This window comes from Streptomyces sp. NBC_00252 (assembly GCF_036187565.1).
Taxonomy (GTDB): Bacteria; Actinomycetota; Actinomycetes; order Streptomycetales; family Streptomycetaceae; genus Streptomyces.
In genome coordinates, this window is record NZ_CP108087.1 from 6,834,106 (window position 1) to 6,847,821 (window position 13,716).

At 71.3% G+C, this 13,716-nt stretch carries 15 protein-coding genes; 6 read left to right on the forward strand and 9 right to left on the reverse strand.

Going from position 1 to position 13,716, the window contains the following annotated elements:
* Positions 1-4: 4 nt before the first annotated feature.
* From OHT77_RS30245 to nirB, 5 genes are all read right to left on the reverse strand, one after another.
* Positions 5-772: an SDR family NAD(P)-dependent oxidoreductase gene (locus OHT77_RS30245; protein ID WP_328831574.1), complete on the reverse strand. Its 768-nt coding sequence runs from the start codon at positions 770-772 to the stop codon at positions 5-7.
* Positions 773-862: 90 nt separating this feature from the next.
* Positions 863-1,447, reverse strand: coding sequence for a TetR/AcrR family transcriptional regulator (locus OHT77_RS30250; protein ID WP_328831575.1), 585 nt, complete (start codon positions 1,445-1,447; stop codon positions 863-865).
* 29 nt (positions 1,448-1,476) lie between these two features.
* Positions 1,477-1,635: a hypothetical protein gene (locus OHT77_RS30255; RefSeq protein ID WP_328831576.1), complete on the reverse strand. Its 159-nt coding sequence runs from the start codon at positions 1,633-1,635 to the stop codon at positions 1,477-1,479.
* The gene (gene nirD / locus OHT77_RS30260; protein ID WP_328831577.1) at positions 1,632-2,000 is read right to left on the reverse strand and encodes a nitrite reductase small subunit NirD; all 369 of its coding nucleotides are present in this window, start codon (positions 1,998-2,000) and stop codon (positions 1,632-1,634) included. The genes OHT77_RS30255 and nirD overlap by 4 nt, the downstream gene beginning before the upstream one ends.
* Positions 1,997-4,609, reverse strand: coding sequence for a nitrite reductase large subunit NirB (gene nirB, locus OHT77_RS30265; protein WP_328831579.1), 2,613 nt, complete (start codon positions 4,607-4,609; stop codon positions 1,997-1,999). The genes nirD and nirB overlap by 4 nt, the downstream gene beginning before the upstream one ends.
* A 308-nt stretch (positions 4,610-4,917) precedes the next feature.
* On the opposite strand from nirB, the gene OHT77_RS30270 reads away from it, so the two are divergent.
* From OHT77_RS30270 to OHT77_RS30280, 3 genes are read left to right on the forward strand one after another with little or no spacing between them, the layout of a single operon-like run.
* Positions 4,918-5,424 carry a hypothetical protein gene (locus OHT77_RS30270; protein ID WP_328831580.1) on the forward strand — a complete coding sequence of 169 codons (507 nt, stop codon included), beginning with the start codon at positions 4,918-4,920 and terminating at the stop codon, positions 5,422-5,424.
* Between the two features lie 10 nt (positions 5,425-5,434).
* The gene (locus OHT77_RS30275) at positions 5,435-6,805 is read left to right on the forward strand and encodes a sensor histidine kinase (RefSeq protein ID WP_328831582.1); all 1,371 of its coding nucleotides are present in this window, start codon (positions 5,435-5,437) and stop codon (positions 6,803-6,805) included.
* 30 nt (positions 6,806-6,835) lie between these two features.
* Positions 6,836-7,483 (forward strand): response regulator transcription factor, encoded by a 648-nt coding sequence (locus OHT77_RS30280; RefSeq protein WP_328831583.1) that lies wholly within the window; start codon positions 6,836-6,838, stop codon positions 7,481-7,483.
* Positions 7,484-7,600: 117 nt separating this feature from the next.
* Here the strand turns inward: OHT77_RS30280 and OHT77_RS30285 are convergent, their stop codons facing one another.
* Positions 7,601-8,218: a class F sortase gene (locus OHT77_RS30285; RefSeq protein WP_328831584.1), complete on the reverse strand. Its 618-nt coding sequence runs from the start codon at positions 8,216-8,218 to the stop codon at positions 7,601-7,603.
* 112 nt (positions 8,219-8,330) lie between these two features.
* Complete coding sequence (locus OHT77_RS30290) at positions 8,331-8,849, reverse strand: hypothetical protein (RefSeq protein WP_328831585.1); 519 nt, start codon at positions 8,847-8,849, stop codon at positions 8,331-8,333.
* A 325-nt stretch (positions 8,850-9,174) separates the two neighbouring features.
* On the opposite strand from OHT77_RS30290, the gene OHT77_RS30295 reads away from it, so the two are divergent.
* On the forward strand, positions 9,175-9,771 hold the full coding sequence (locus OHT77_RS30295; protein WP_328831586.1) for an NADPH-dependent FMN reductase: 597 nt from the start codon (positions 9,175-9,177) through the stop codon (positions 9,769-9,771).
* Positions 9,772-9,898: 127 nt separating this feature from the next.
* On the opposite strand, the gene OHT77_RS30300 is transcribed toward OHT77_RS30295, so the two are convergent.
* Both OHT77_RS30300 and OHT77_RS30305 read right to left on the reverse strand, forming a co-directional pair.
* The gene (locus OHT77_RS30300) at positions 9,899-10,144 is read right to left on the reverse strand and encodes a hypothetical protein (RefSeq protein WP_328831587.1); all 246 of its coding nucleotides are present in this window, start codon (positions 10,142-10,144) and stop codon (positions 9,899-9,901) included.
* Between the two features lie 185 nt (positions 10,145-10,329).
* A complete protein-coding gene (locus tag OHT77_RS30305; protein WP_328831588.1) occupies positions 10,330-11,055 on the reverse strand; it encodes a TetR/AcrR family transcriptional regulator in 726 nt (241 codons plus the stop codon).
* A 201-nt stretch (positions 11,056-11,256) separates the two neighbouring features.
* On the opposite strand from OHT77_RS30305, the gene OHT77_RS30310 reads away from it, so the two are divergent.
* Both OHT77_RS30310 and OHT77_RS30315 read left to right on the forward strand, forming a co-directional pair.
* Entirely contained in the window at positions 11,257-12,765 is a 1,509-nt protein-coding gene (locus OHT77_RS30310; protein ID WP_328831589.1) for an MFS transporter, read from the forward strand.
* Positions 12,766-12,918: 153 nt separating this feature from the next.
* Entirely contained in the window at positions 12,919-13,698 is a 780-nt protein-coding gene (locus OHT77_RS30315; RefSeq protein WP_328831590.1) for an SDR family NAD(P)-dependent oxidoreductase, read from the forward strand.
* The last annotated feature ends 18 nt before the right edge of the window (positions 13,699-13,716 follow it).

Consider the following 13,716-nt stretch of genomic DNA (forward strand, 5'->3'; position numbering starts at 1 on the left):
GCATTTACGCCGTCGCGCCGCTGTCCACCACGAGGTCTGTGCCCACCACCGACGCCGCGTCGTCCGAGGCCAAGTAGAGGACGGCGGCGGCGATTTCGGACGTGGCGGAGATACGGCCCAGGGGGAGCGCGGTCCGGACGCGTTCGGCGCGGTCGGCCTCCGTCTCGCCCGGGCGCAGTGACATCGGGGTGTCGGTGGCACCCGGGCTGACCACGTTGATCCGGACGCCCTCGCGGATGTGGTCCACCGCGGCACCCTTGCTCAGCACGGCGACGGCGGCCTTGGACGCGGAGTAGGCGGCGGCACCGGGGCTGCTCGTGTGCACCCCGAACGTGGACGCCACGTTGACGATCGCACCGCCCGACGGCTGGGCGCGCATCTGCCGGATCTCCGCCTGGAGGGCGAGGAAGACACCGGTGACGTTGATGTCGAGCTGTGCGCGCCAGTCCTCCTCGGTGAGGTCGGCGAGGGGCTGCCCGCCCCGGAAGACGCCCGCGTTGTTGACGGCGACGTCGAGCGAGCCGTACCGGTCCACGGCCGCCTGCACCAGAGCCCGGGCGTCAACTGCCTTGGAAACGTCGGCTGTTACCGCGAGGGCCTTGCCGCCCGCGGCCTCGATCAACGTGACGGTCTCGTCGAGCGGTTCGCGGCGCCGCCCCGCTACGACGACGTTCGCCCCCTCCGCCGCGAACGCGAGAGCGACGGCCCTTCCGATGCCCGAGCCCGCACCCGTGACGAGCGCTGTCCTGCCGTTGAAGCGAGTAGTGGTCATGATCTCCCCTTTTCTTGACCGATCGGTTCAGTATGAGGGCGCGAAAAGGCACCCTTGAGAGTGCGAGAAGGCGCCCCGGTGGAGCGGGGCTCAGTCGAGCAGCGCCAGCGCCTGTTCCGCCGCGTCCCGGACCCGTGCCGGGTCCCCGGACGCCCGGCCGACCACCCGCAGCCCCTGCATCAGCACCAGCAGCATGCGCGCCAGGGTGAGCGGATCGCGGTCGGCCGGCAGCTCGCCCTGTGCCTGCGCCCGCACCAGCGCCGAGCGCAACACCGTCTCCAGCTGGTCCCAGTTGCGCTCGACCAGCCGGGTCGCGGCCGTGTCGTGCGGGGCGAGTTCCGCCGCCGCGTTGGTCACCAGGCAGCCCAGTGACCGGAGTTGCTCGTCCGCCGCCTTGGCCGCGTACCGCCGTACGAGCGCCCGCACCGGCGGCAGTGCGGGGCCCGGCTGGGACAACTCCCGCACCATCGGCGTGAGTCCGGCCCGGTCGTAGCTCTCCAGCGCCTTCATGTACAGGTCGTGCTTGTTGCCGAAGGTCGCGTAGATGCTGGCCCGCCCGACGCCGAGGTGCTCGACCAGGTCGGACATCGACGTCGCCTCGTAGCCGCGCCGCCAGAACAGCTCAAGGGCTGCCCGCAGCGCGGCCTCGGGATCGAACTCCTTGGTCCTGGCCATGGCCGACAGCCTAGGTTTATCGAGAACGTTCAGTCAAGAATCGGTGTCGGGGCGGACAAGACCCGCCCGTGCGGGGGGATCGCCCCCACCTGCTGGAAGCACATCAGGAGGTCCATGCCCGCCTCGGGGGCCGTGTCGGCCTCATCGCGCAGGGAGTCGTGGTGCGCCTCGCGCCGCAGGGGCGTCACGGCAGGCGCGGCACCGGGTTCGCCCGCACCTCGTACGCCGTCACCCGCACCGACGCGTCGTCCAGACACTCCCCGGAGATCAGGTCGAACCGCTGCTTGAGCAGCGGCGACGCGACGAACGGGCGGCCCTGGTGGGTGCCGGTCAGACCGCGCGAGAGGACCGCCGCGCCGCTGAACGGGTCGCGGTTGTCGATGCCGTGGAGGGTGCCGGAGCGGTCGCGGAACAGGGCGGCCTGGGAGCCGTCGGGCAGCAGGGCCGCCACCCCGCGGCCGGGGGTGAGCAGGCTGAGGTCGCAGACCGTGAACCAGCCCTCGGCGAGCCGGAGTTGGACCTTCAGGTCGGTCGTCTCGGGGGCCAGGGTCATCGCTGGGCGCTTCCTTCCAGGACGTCTGCGGGCTGCTGGGGCCGCATGCCGATCGTCAGCAGCGGCAGGTCGGGCTTGATCTGGTCGCGCTCGGGCACGAAGCCGACGACCGGGTCGGGGGTGTCGGGCGCGTTCACGAAGGACACGAACCGGGCGAGTTTCTCGGGGTCGTTGATGGTCGTGGCCCACTCGTCGCGGTACCCGGCGACATGCGCGGCCATCAGCGCCTCCAACTCCCCGCAGATACCGAGCGAGTCCGCCACGACCACCTCGCGCACGTGGTCCAGGCCGCCCGGAATCCGCTCCAGCCACACGCTCGTGCGCTCCAGCCGGTCGGCCGTACGGATGTAGAACATGAGGAACCGGTCGATCAGGCGCACCAGTTCGGCGTCGGAGAGGTCCTTCGCAAGGAGATCCGCGTGGCGCGGGGTCGCGCCGCCGTTGCCGCCGACGTACAGGTTCCAGCCGGTGGCGGTGGCGATGATCCCGAAGTCCTTCGACTGGGCCTCGGCGCACTCGCGGGCGCAGCCGGACACCGCCGACTTGAGCTTGTGCGGGGAGCGCAACCCCCGGTAGCGCAGCTCCAGTTCGATCGCCATGCGGACCGAGTCCTGGACGCCGTAGCGGCACCAGGTCTGTCCCACGCAGGACTTGACGGTCCGCAGGGCCTTTCCGTACGCGTGCCCGGACTCGAAGCCCGCGTCCACCAACCGAGCCCAGATCAGGGGGAGTTGCTCCACCCTCGCGCCGAAGAGGTCGATGCGCTGGCCGCCGGTGATCTTCGTGTAGAGGCCGAAGTCGCGGGCCACCTCGCCGATCACGATGAGCTTCTCGGGGGTGATCTCGCCGCCGGGGATGCGCGGGACGACCGAATAGGAGCCGTTCTTCTGCAGGTTGGCGAGGAAGTGGTCGTTGCTGTCCTGCAGGGCCGCCTGTTCACCGTCCAGGACATAGCCGCTCGCGCCGATCGACGGGGCGAGGGACGCGATCACCGACGCGACGGTCGGCTTGCAGATCTCGCAGCCGTCGCCGCCCCGGGCGCCCGTACGGCCGTAGCGGTCCAGCAGGTCCTGGTAGGAGGTGATCCGCAGGGCGAGGACGATCTCGTACAGCTCCTCGCGGGTCTGCGTGAAGCAGCCGCACAGGCCCTTGTCGACCTCGACGCCGCTCGCCTCCAGCTCGGCGGTGACCAGCAGACCGAGCACCTTGACGCAACTCCCGCAGCCCGTACCGGCCTTGGTGCACTTCTTCACCTCCGGCACGCTCGTGCAGGAGTGGTCGGTGACCGCGCCGCGGATCGCGCCCTTGCTGACGTTGTGGCACGAGCAGACGACGGCCGCGTCGGGGAGCGCGGAGGGGCCGAGCCGGACGGCGTCCCCGGAACCGGCCGGGAGCACCAACTGCTCGGGGGAGACGGGCGGTACGGACCCCGTGAACGCGCGCAGCGTGCCGTACGCGTCCGCGTCGCCGACCAGGATCCCGCCCAGCAGCTCACCGCCCCGGCCGATCACCAGCTTCTTGTACGTCCCCGCCCGCGCGTCGGAGTAGACGACGTCGAGGCAGTCCGCGGTGGCGCCGTGCGCGTCGCCGAAGGACGCCACGTCCACGCCGAGCAGCTTCAGCTTGGTCGACAGGTCGGCGCCGGTGAAGGCGGATTCGTCCCGTGCGATGGTCGCGGCGGCCGTCTCCGCCTGCTCGTAACCGGGCGCCACCAGCCCGTACACCCGGCCGTCCGCCGCCAGCGCGCACTCGCCGATCGCGAAGACGTGCGGGTCGTCGACCGTACGGCACTGCTCGTCGACCGCGATGCCGCCGCGCTCACCGACCGACAGGCCACAGTCGCGGGCGAGTTGGTCACGGGGGCGGACACCGGCGCTGAACACGACCATGTCCGTGGGCAGTTCGGAACCGTCCGACAGCCTCATGCCGGTGACCGCGCCGTCCGCGCCGGTCAGGATCTCCTGCGTGCCGACGCCCGTGTGGACGGTCAGGCCCATGTCCTCGATGGTGCGCAGGAGCGCGGCGCCGCCGCCCGCGTCGATCTGCACCGGCATCAGCCGTGGCGCGAACTCCACGATGTGGGAGGTGAGTCCGAGCCCCTTCAGCGCACCGGCCGCCTCAAGGCCGAGCAGTCCACCGCCCACCACGGCACCCGTCGTGGCCCGCGACCCGGCGTATGCCTCGATCGCGAGCAGGTCCTCGATCGTGCGGTACACGAAACAGCCCTCGGCGTCCTTGCCGGGGACCGGCGGCACGAACGGGTAGGAGCCGGTGGCCAGGACGAGGGTGTCGTACTCAAGTGACAGTCCAGAGCGGGCCGTTACGGTTCTCGACACGCGGTCGATCGTCTCCGCCGGGTCTCCCACGTGCAGCTCGATCCCGTGGTCCCTGATGAACTCCGCGTCCGTGAGCGAGAGTTCCTCAGGGGTGCGGCCCGCGAAGTACGAGGTGAGCTGGACGCGGTCGTACGCCGGACGGGGTTCCTCGCACAGCACGACCACGCGGTGCGTGCGGGTCAGACCGCGCTCGGCGAGCGCTTCGAGGAAGCGCTGACCGACCATGCCGTGGCCGACGAGCACGAGGGTGGGCACACGCGGATTCGAGGTCATGCCGAGGAGCCTGCGACGTCGGTGTTACCCGACCGCATCACACCTGTTTCCCGCGAGGAACGCTGCCCTCAGCGGGAGCGTGCGAGGGGTGTGAGGGGGTGGGGTGCGCGCCGGGGGAGGGGTGCGAGGCCGCGGCCGGTGCGCGCCCGGTTCGGTTAACCGAACCCCCAGGTCCCGTGCAGGCACCATCGTGTACAGCAGGCGGCGACGGAAAGCTGGACACATCGGTTCACAGCAGTTCACACGGACTGCGCCGACACACGTACACCGACTCCACGTACGCCGACTCATGTGCAGGGGGATGCACCATGACCACCGCCCCGGACCCGACCTCCGTCCACGCCTGGAACCTCGTCCACGCACCGTTCACCGCCACCACCTGGCGCCGCACCGCCTACGCCCTCCTCGCCCTCCCACTGGGCCTCGCCTGCATCCCGCTCGCCCTCCTCGGCGCCCCCACGGCCCGCTGGCAGCGCGGCCTCGTCCACCGCTTCCTCGACCCCGACCGCACCGACCCCACCGACCTCCCCGGCAGGCCCCGCGCCGGCGGCCTGCCCCACGCCCTCCTCGCCACACCCCTCAACCTCGTCACGGCGTTCGTCACGCTCTACGGCTGGTCGATCGTCCCCCTCAACCTCGGCTGGCCGCTCCGCGCGGGCGACGACTACTCCACCGCCTGGGGCGGACCCACCTTCGCCGGGGCCTGGGCCTTCCACGCGGTGGTGGGCGGCATCGGCTTCCTGCTGCTGATGCCGTGGGTGGTGCGCGGCCTGACCGCCGTGCAGTTCCGTGTCGCCCGGTCGCTCCTCTCCTAGGTTGATCCCCATGCCGAGCCTCCGCTCCCGCCTCCGTTCCCTCGTCACCGCCACCTTCGGCCGCCGCGCCCTGGCCGCCGTGCTCTACGGAGTGATCGCCTTCCCGCTCGCCCTGGTCGGCTTCTTCGGCACGCTGGTCGGGCTGGTGTTCGGCGGGGCGCTGTCGGTGACCACGCTCGGCCTGTGGCTGCTGGCGGTCACCGTGCGCGGCGCGCTGGCGCTGGGCGCGCTGCAACGGGGGCTCGCGCACCGGCTGCTCGGCGTGGAGATCGAGCAGCCGGGCGTGCCGGGCGCGAAGATCGGAGGGATCGACGGGAACGGCGGCAGCGTGACCGACCCCGGGGTTACAGGTACTGGCCCCGGCGGCGGCGCCTCCGCGATCCTCGGCTGGCGTCGCGGCATCCTGCTCGACCGGACCGGCTGGCGAGCCGTCGGCTGCGCCCTGTTGACTCCGTTCACAGCCGTTTTCGCGTACGCCGCCGTCGTCATCGGCTACATCTACGGCGTCCTGTTCACACTGCATCCGCTGCTCAAGCGCTGGAACTACAACACGGTGCACAGCGCCGACGGCTCCACGCACCACGTGTCACTGGAGTTCTTCGGTCACCAACTCGACTCCTGGCCGCGCTGGTTGATTCCGTTCACAGTCGGTCTGCTGTTGCTGGCCGTCGCCCCCCTGATCCTGCGGTACGCCCTCGGCCCGCACCGCGCCCTGTTGACGGTGCTGCTCGGCCCCGACGCCGCGACCCGCCGGATCCGCACCCTGGAGGAGACCCGCGCCCGGGCCGTCGACGACGCCGCGCAGACCCTCCGCCGTATCGAACGCGACCTGCACGACGGCACCCAGGCCCGCCTCGTCGCCCTCGCCATGCACCTCACCCTGATCCGTGAACTGGTCACCGCCGGCGCCGAACCCGACCGCGTCCTCACCGTCGTCGACACCGCGCAGGGCAACGCCACCCAGGCCATCTCCGATCTGCGCCACCTGGTCAAGGGCATCCACCCGCCCGTACTCGACGAGGGACTGCACGCCGCCCTCACCACCCTGGCCGCCGACAGCGCCCTCCCCGTCACCCTCACCACCGACATCGGCACCCGCCCGACCCCGGCCGTCGAGACCATCGCCTACTTCTGCGCCGCCGAACTCCTCGCCAACGCCACGAAACACGCCCGCGCCACGGCCGCCGCCGTCGACGTCACCGCCCGCGACGGCGTCCTGCGCCTGCGCGTCACCGACGACGGACAGGGCGGCGCGATGATCGGCGCCGGGTCCGGACTCACCGGCCTGCTGGCCCGGGTCCGCACGGTCGACGGCACACTGACCTGCGACAGCCCACCCGGAGGCCCTACCGTGGTCACGGTCGACCTGCCCCACACCTGACCCGACCGGACCCGACCTGAACGGAGCGGCATGCGCGTCGTCATCGCCGAGGACTCGGCCCTGCTGCGCGACGGCCTGGTCCAACTCCTCCAGCTACGGGACGTGGAAGTGGCCGCGGCGGTGGGCGACGCGGAGTCCCTGCTGACCGCCGTCGCGGCCCACGAACCCGACGTAGCGGTCGTGGACATCCGCCTCCCGCCCACCCAGACCGACGAGGGCGTACGAGCAGCCGTACAACTGCGCGACCGGCACCCGGCGACCGGCGTCCTGTTGTTCTCGCAGTACGTCGAGACGACCCACGCGGCCCAACTCCTGGGCAACCCGGCCGGGTTCGGGTATCTCCTCAAGGAACGGGTCGTGGACATCGGGGAGTTCGTCGGCGCGCTGGAACGCGTAGCGGCCGGCGGCACCGCGCTCGACCCCGAGGTGGTGGCCCAACTCTTCGGCGCCGCCCGCCGATCCACCGCCCTCGACACCCTCACACCCCGCGAACGCGAAGTCCTCGCCCTCATGGCGGAGGGCCGCACGAACCACGCCATCGCCACCGCGTTCACCGTCTCCGAACGAGCCGTGGAAAAGCACGTGGCCAACATCTTCACCAAGCTGGACCTGCCCCCGACGGAAACAGGAAACCGCCGAGTGCTGGCAGTACTCCGCTACTTGGAAACAATCCGCTGACGACGCCGACCGGTTTGATGTCGACGTCCCGCACTACCGCGCCCCAAAGGGGCGCGGGGAACTGCGCGACCAGCCACGACGAATCCGCAGACGACCCAAGGCCGTTGCCCCTTCCCCCTACCGACTCCCACTCAGGTGCGCAAAGACGACAACGTTCCCCTGATACCCGGTAGCCCGCGAATACCCGCCCCCACAGGTAATGACCCTCAACTCAGGCCGCCGAGAAGCCCCGTACACCTTCTGATCCGGAAAGCGGTTCGCCTGATACACCTCCACCGCGTCCACCGTGAACAGCGCGACACTCCCGTCCAACCGATCCAACTCGACCGTGTTGCCCTTCTTCAGCGCACCGAGGTCGTAGAAGACGGCGGGCCCATCCGCGTTGTCGACATGGCCGGCCACGATCGCCGTACCGGTCTCCCCAGGAGTGGTCCCCGCCTCGTACCAGCCCGCGAGGTTCTTCTTCGCGGCCGGGGGCACGTCCAGGCTGCCGGTGGTGGTCAGTTTGAGGCCCATCAGGGGGGCGTCCACATGGATGGCCGGGATGCGGATGCGATCCGGCGGCGACGGCGGCAGCGGCCGGGCCGCCGTGCGCCCGGCGACCGGATCGGGCCGGGCCTCGGCGGCGGACGGCTGCGGCGGGGCGTTCGTCTCGGAGCCGTTGGCCAGCAGCCACGCGCCCGTGCACAGGGCGACCACGGTGACGGCCCCTATCGCGGTGTTGCCGAATCGCATTGCGCACCCCTCTCCAGTAACTGCCCCGCGCCCCCTCCGGGTCGCGAGGGGCGTCGGACCCGGAGGGGGAGGGGACATGCGGTACCGGTGGACGGACAGCGGAGGGTGTCCGTCAGAACCTGTCGCCTCTCGCCCGGCGATGCAGGAGCCAGGTACCGCCCGCGGCGGCGACGGCGAGAGCCGCCACACCGGCCGCGGTCTGCACGGGGTCGGGGCCCAACGCGCCGCCGACCCCCGTCTTCACACTGCCCCGCGGCTGCACCTGCTGCCGCATCGAGGCCAGCGTCACCATCAGATCGCCGGAGACCTCCCGGCCGTCCGTGCACTTCGCGACGATCTCGTACGTCCCCGGCTGCGCACTCGGCGGCACCTTGAACTGCCCGATCGCATCGCCCTCGTGCGCGCTCGGCGCCAGCGTGAACGTGCCGGCGCCCACCGCGCTGGCATCACCGGCGGCCGTACCGTCGTCGCCGCACGCCGCCGTGTTCACCGTGACGTCGCCGCCCGGCACGGCGTTCGACGGGAACACCTCCAGGCTGCCGGTCTCGCCGCCGTACGCCGGCGCGGTCGCGAGACCCGCGGCGGCGAGGGCGAGCGCGGTGCCGGTCAGCAGACGGGCGGTACGACGCATCGGTGCTCCTCCGAGCTGTGGTTGGCTGCCCTTCCGAGGTAAGTGGCACCGGGCCGAGCCCGCTTCCTGAGCGGGCGTCAGAAATGCGGTGAATGGGTGTCAGGAAGCCGCCCGGTCGGCCCAACCGGCCGCCGTTTCAGCAGGTCATAGAGGTACGGCGATCCCGCGCGAACCCATCGCGGAGAAGAACCCGAAGAGCGCAAGCGGCGCGTGTGAACGGGTGACCGGGAGTCAGGGAAGGACGGTCGGGAACGGCGGAGGGCGGCGGAGGACCCGGGGTCGTCGCCCTTGACCTCAACAATGGTTGAGGTACCAGGCTGCCCGCATGGACACCGACATCACCCCCGCGCAGCCTCTGAACGTCACCGTCGTCATCGGCAGCAACCGCCACGGCCGCTTCGGCCCGGTCGTCGCCGACTGGCTCCTCACCCACGTCCGCGACCACCCCGACCTCGCCCTCCAGGTCGTCGACGTCGCCGACACCGGCCGGCTCCCCACGACCCTCGCCCCGACCCCGGAAGCCACGGCTGCACTCGCCGGGATCACCCCGAAGCTCGCCTCGGCCGACGCCTTCGTCGTCCTCACCCCCGAGTACAACCACTCCTTCCCGGCCGGCCTCAAGAACCTCATCGACTGGCACTTCACGGAGTGGCGCGCCAAGCCGGTCGCCCTCGTCTCCTACGGCGGCCTCGCGGGCGGCCTGCGCGCGGTGGAGCACCTGCGCCAGGTCTTCGCCGAACTCCACGCCGTGACGGTCCGCGACACCGTGTCCTTCCACAACGCGGGCGCGTCCTTCGACGACGAGGGCCGCCTCAAGGACGCCGCGGCCCCGGACGCGGCGGCGAAGGCGATGCTGGACCAACTGGTGTGGTGGGGGCGGGCGTTGAGGGACGCGCGCCAGGTGCGGCCGCTGAGCTGGTGAGCTGGCGCTCCAGCGCTCCAGCGATCTGGTGAAACGAAAAAAGGGGGCGGCCGACGAAAGCCGGCCGCCCCCTTCACACCGTCACCGATGGCTCGGTGCGCTGCCCGGCCGGAGCCGGGCGGACGTGTCAGTAACCGAAGACGCCCTGGAACGTGCCGCGGTCCCAGTCGTGGTCCGTCTTGCTGGTCGAGGCGTAGACGGGGCCGACGTGGTCGATGACACCGGCGAACATGGTGTTGTCGGTGTGGCCGGAGCCCTGCGAGCCGGTGCCCGCGACGACCCCGCCGTCGTCGTGGGCGAGGGCGGCACCGGCGCCGCCGAGCAGGATGCCGACGGCGAGGACGGACGTGGTCAGGGCGGAACGCATACGCATGACTACTCCCAATGATCTTTGGACGACGCACCGGAAAACAGGCACGCCGGTCGGTTCAACACCGCAAACGATCACCGAGAACGGCAGGTCGGAGCGCCGCCGCCACGTGGATCACCCCCTGATTCACCCGAACGGGAACCCGCCCCGAGCCATAAGCGCGGTATTACAGGGGCATATGCACGCACTCAGCGGGTCAGCCGTAGCGACAGCCCGTCCAGGACGACGTCGAGGCCGTAGGCGAACTTGTCGTCGCGCAGGGCCACCGGGTCGGTGGGCGCGGCGGCCGACTCGGCGTAGGTGCCGGCGAGATGGGCGTGACCGGCCGCCGCCTGCTGTGCGGCCGGCATCAGGCGGGCGATGAACTCCGCCTCGCTCTCCCCGGACCGCGCGACCGTGGTCAGCCAGGCGGCCTCGGTCGTGCTCATCCCGATCGTGTACGACAGCACGGCGTCGATCGCACCACTGGGCTCGGCGAAACCGACGGTCGTGAACAGCGCCGCGAGCCGCTCGGTGAAGGCCATGAGATTCGGGCCGAGGTAGGCGAGCCCCGCCTGCCCGAGCACCGAGGACAGCCAGCGGTGCCGTAGCGCGGTCGTACGGAAGGAGGCCGCGGCCTCGGTGACGGCGGCGCGCCAGTCGGCGGTGTCCGCGGCCGGGACGTGGATCTCGGCGGCGACCTCGTCGACGGCCAGCTCCATCAGCTCGTCCTTGGTCGCGACATGCCGGTAGAGGGAGGTCGCGCCGGCGTTGAGGCGGGCGCCGAGCTTGCGCATGCTCAGCGCCTCGATGCCGTCGGCGTCCAGCATCGCGATCGCCTCGCGGACGATCACGTCCCGGCTGAGCGCGGGCTGGTCGGGGGGGCGCTGCTCGCGGGCCCACACGGAGGGGATGGGCTTCGTCCTGGCGGCCATGGGGGCTCCTTCGTGCGGGCCGTGCGAGCTGCGAGCTGTGCGGGCTTTGCGGGCTGTGCGGTCGTGCGTACGTCGTTCGCGTCCAGCGTACAGAGTGCAGGGATTGCGCACACCGTTCCGTCATGCGTACAGTGTGCGCATCGAAGGAACGGTGTACGCACGGCCGGTCGGTGAGCCGTGACCCGAAGGGGAGGAAGTCCTATGGAAACCCGGAACCCACGACGCTGGTGGATCCTCGTCGTGCTGTGCCTCAGCTCGCTGGTGCTGGTGGTCGACAGCATGGCGCTGACCGTGGCGGTGCCGTCGATGACCGAGAGCCTCGGCGCGAGCGCCCAGGACACGCAGTGGATCCTCGACTCCTACATCCTGGTCTTCGCCGGCCTGCTGCTGACCTCCGGCAGCCTCGGCGACCGCTTCGGCCGCCGGAAGGTGATGCTGATCGGGCTGGTGCTGTTCGGGGCGGCGTCCCTCGCGGCGACGTTCTGCACGAACCCCGGCGAGGTGATCGCCGTACGGGTGGCGATGGGGGTGGGCGGGGCGCTGATCATGCCGTCGACGCTCTCGATCCTCATCACGGTCTTCGACGCGGAGGAACGCGGCAAGGCGATGGCGGCGTGGGGTTCGGTGTCGATGCTCGCGCTGGTCGGCAGCCCGGTGCTCGGCGGCGTCCTGATCGACCACTTCTCGTGGCACTCCATCTTCTTCCTCAACGTGCCGGTCGTGGCGCTCGCGTTGGTGGCCGGTGTGACGCTGATGCCGGAGTCCAAGGGGCCCTGGCAGAAGCCGGATCCGCTGGGCGCGGTGCTGTCGGCGGTCGGTATGACGGCGCTGATCTGGTGGATCATCGAGATCCCGCAGCACGGCGCGTTCGGCGGCCGGGGGCTCGTCAGCCTGGTCGTGGCCGTGGTGGGCCTGGCCGGATTCGTGGTCTGGGAGAACGTCACGCCGAACCCGATGGTCCCGCTGGTCCTCTTCAAGCACCGCAATTTCAGCGGCGGTTCGCTCTCCCTGACCCTGGTCCAGATCGGCAACGGCGGCCTGCTGCTGGTCCTCACCCAGTACCTGCAGTTCGTCCTCGGCTACTCGCCGGTGAAGGCGGGCCTGGCCTTCGTCCCGCTGGCGGTCACCGCGCTGGTCGGCAACGCGGCGGGCGCCAAGTTCACGGCGAAGTACGGCCACCGGTACCTGATCCTGGCGGGCATGCTGGTGATGGCGTCCTCCTTCGCACTCCTCACGACGGTCACGGCCGACACGGGCTTCGTCATCCCGGCGGTCGCCCTCGGCCTCCTCGGCCTGGGCGCGGGCCTCGCGATGCCGGCGGCGGTGGGCGCCCTGATGGGCACGATCCCGGAGGACAAGGCGGGCGTCGGCTCCGCCCTCAACGACACGATCCAGCAAGCCGGTACGGCCCTGGGCATCGCCATCCTCGGCTCCCTCCTGTCGAGCGGCTTCGCCGACGAGATGCCCTCCGGTACGTCCGACACGGCCCGCCACTCGATCGGCGGGGCGCTGGCCGCGGCGCACGGGGACGCGGAGTTGGTCCGGACGGCTCGCGAGGCGTTCACCAGCGCCATGTCGACGACCTTCATGGTCAGCGCGGTCGGGGTCGTGGCGGCGGCGCTGCTGGCGGCCGTGGTGATGCGGGACGGGAAGAGCGAGCCGACGCCCGAGGCCCAGGAGGAGCCCACGGCAAGGGAGTTGGCCGTCTGACTCGGGCCGTCGGCCTCATCTCGGCCCGGTCGCCGACCCTGCCATGCCCTGTGGGCATGGCAGGAGACGTAAAGGGTCTTGGACAGGGGACCCCGGCGGAACGACAGTGGACAACCCGAGGCACCTCTCGGACACCCTTCGGAAGGTACGACGATGGCTCACGTCCTGATCACCGGATCCGCCGACGGCCTCGGCCTGATGGCCGGCCGGCTGCTGGCCGGTCAAGGCCACGCGGTGACGCTGCACGCCCGCGACACCGCGCGAGCCGCTCATACGCGTGCGGTCCTGCCCGCTGCCGAGAACGTGCTGGTGGGTGACCTGGGGTCCCTCGACGGGATCCGGTCGGTGGCCGCCCAGGCCGACGCGGCGGGCCGGTTCGACGCCGTCATCCACAACGCGGGCATCGGCTACCGGGAGCCGCGCCGCGTCGAGACCGTCGACGGCCTGTCCCAGCTGTTCACGGTCAACGTGCTCGCGCCCTACCTGCTGACCGCGTTGATGACCCGGCCCGACCGGCTCGTCCACCTCAGTTCGGGCATGGCCCGCGGTGGGGACGCGGACCTGTCCGACCCGCAGTGGGCCGACCGGCGCTGGAACGGGGCGCAGGCGTACAGCGACAGCAAGCTGTTCGACATCCTGCTCGCGCTCGGCGTCGCGCGGCACTGGCCGGACGTGCTGTCGAACTCCGTGGAACCCGGGTGGGTCGCGACCGGGATGGGCGGCCCCGGCGCGCCGGACGACCTGGACCTGGGCCCGGTGACCCAGGCGTGGCTCGCCGTCAGCGAGGACGCGGCCGCGCACGTCACCGGCCGGCACTTCCACCACCAGGAGCAGCGCCCCGTGCCCGCCGCGGCGCGCGACACGAAGGCCCAGGACGCCTTGCTCGACTACTGCGCCGAGCTCACCGGCACACCGCTCCGCGCGTCACGATGACCCCGGCGAGGACGACAT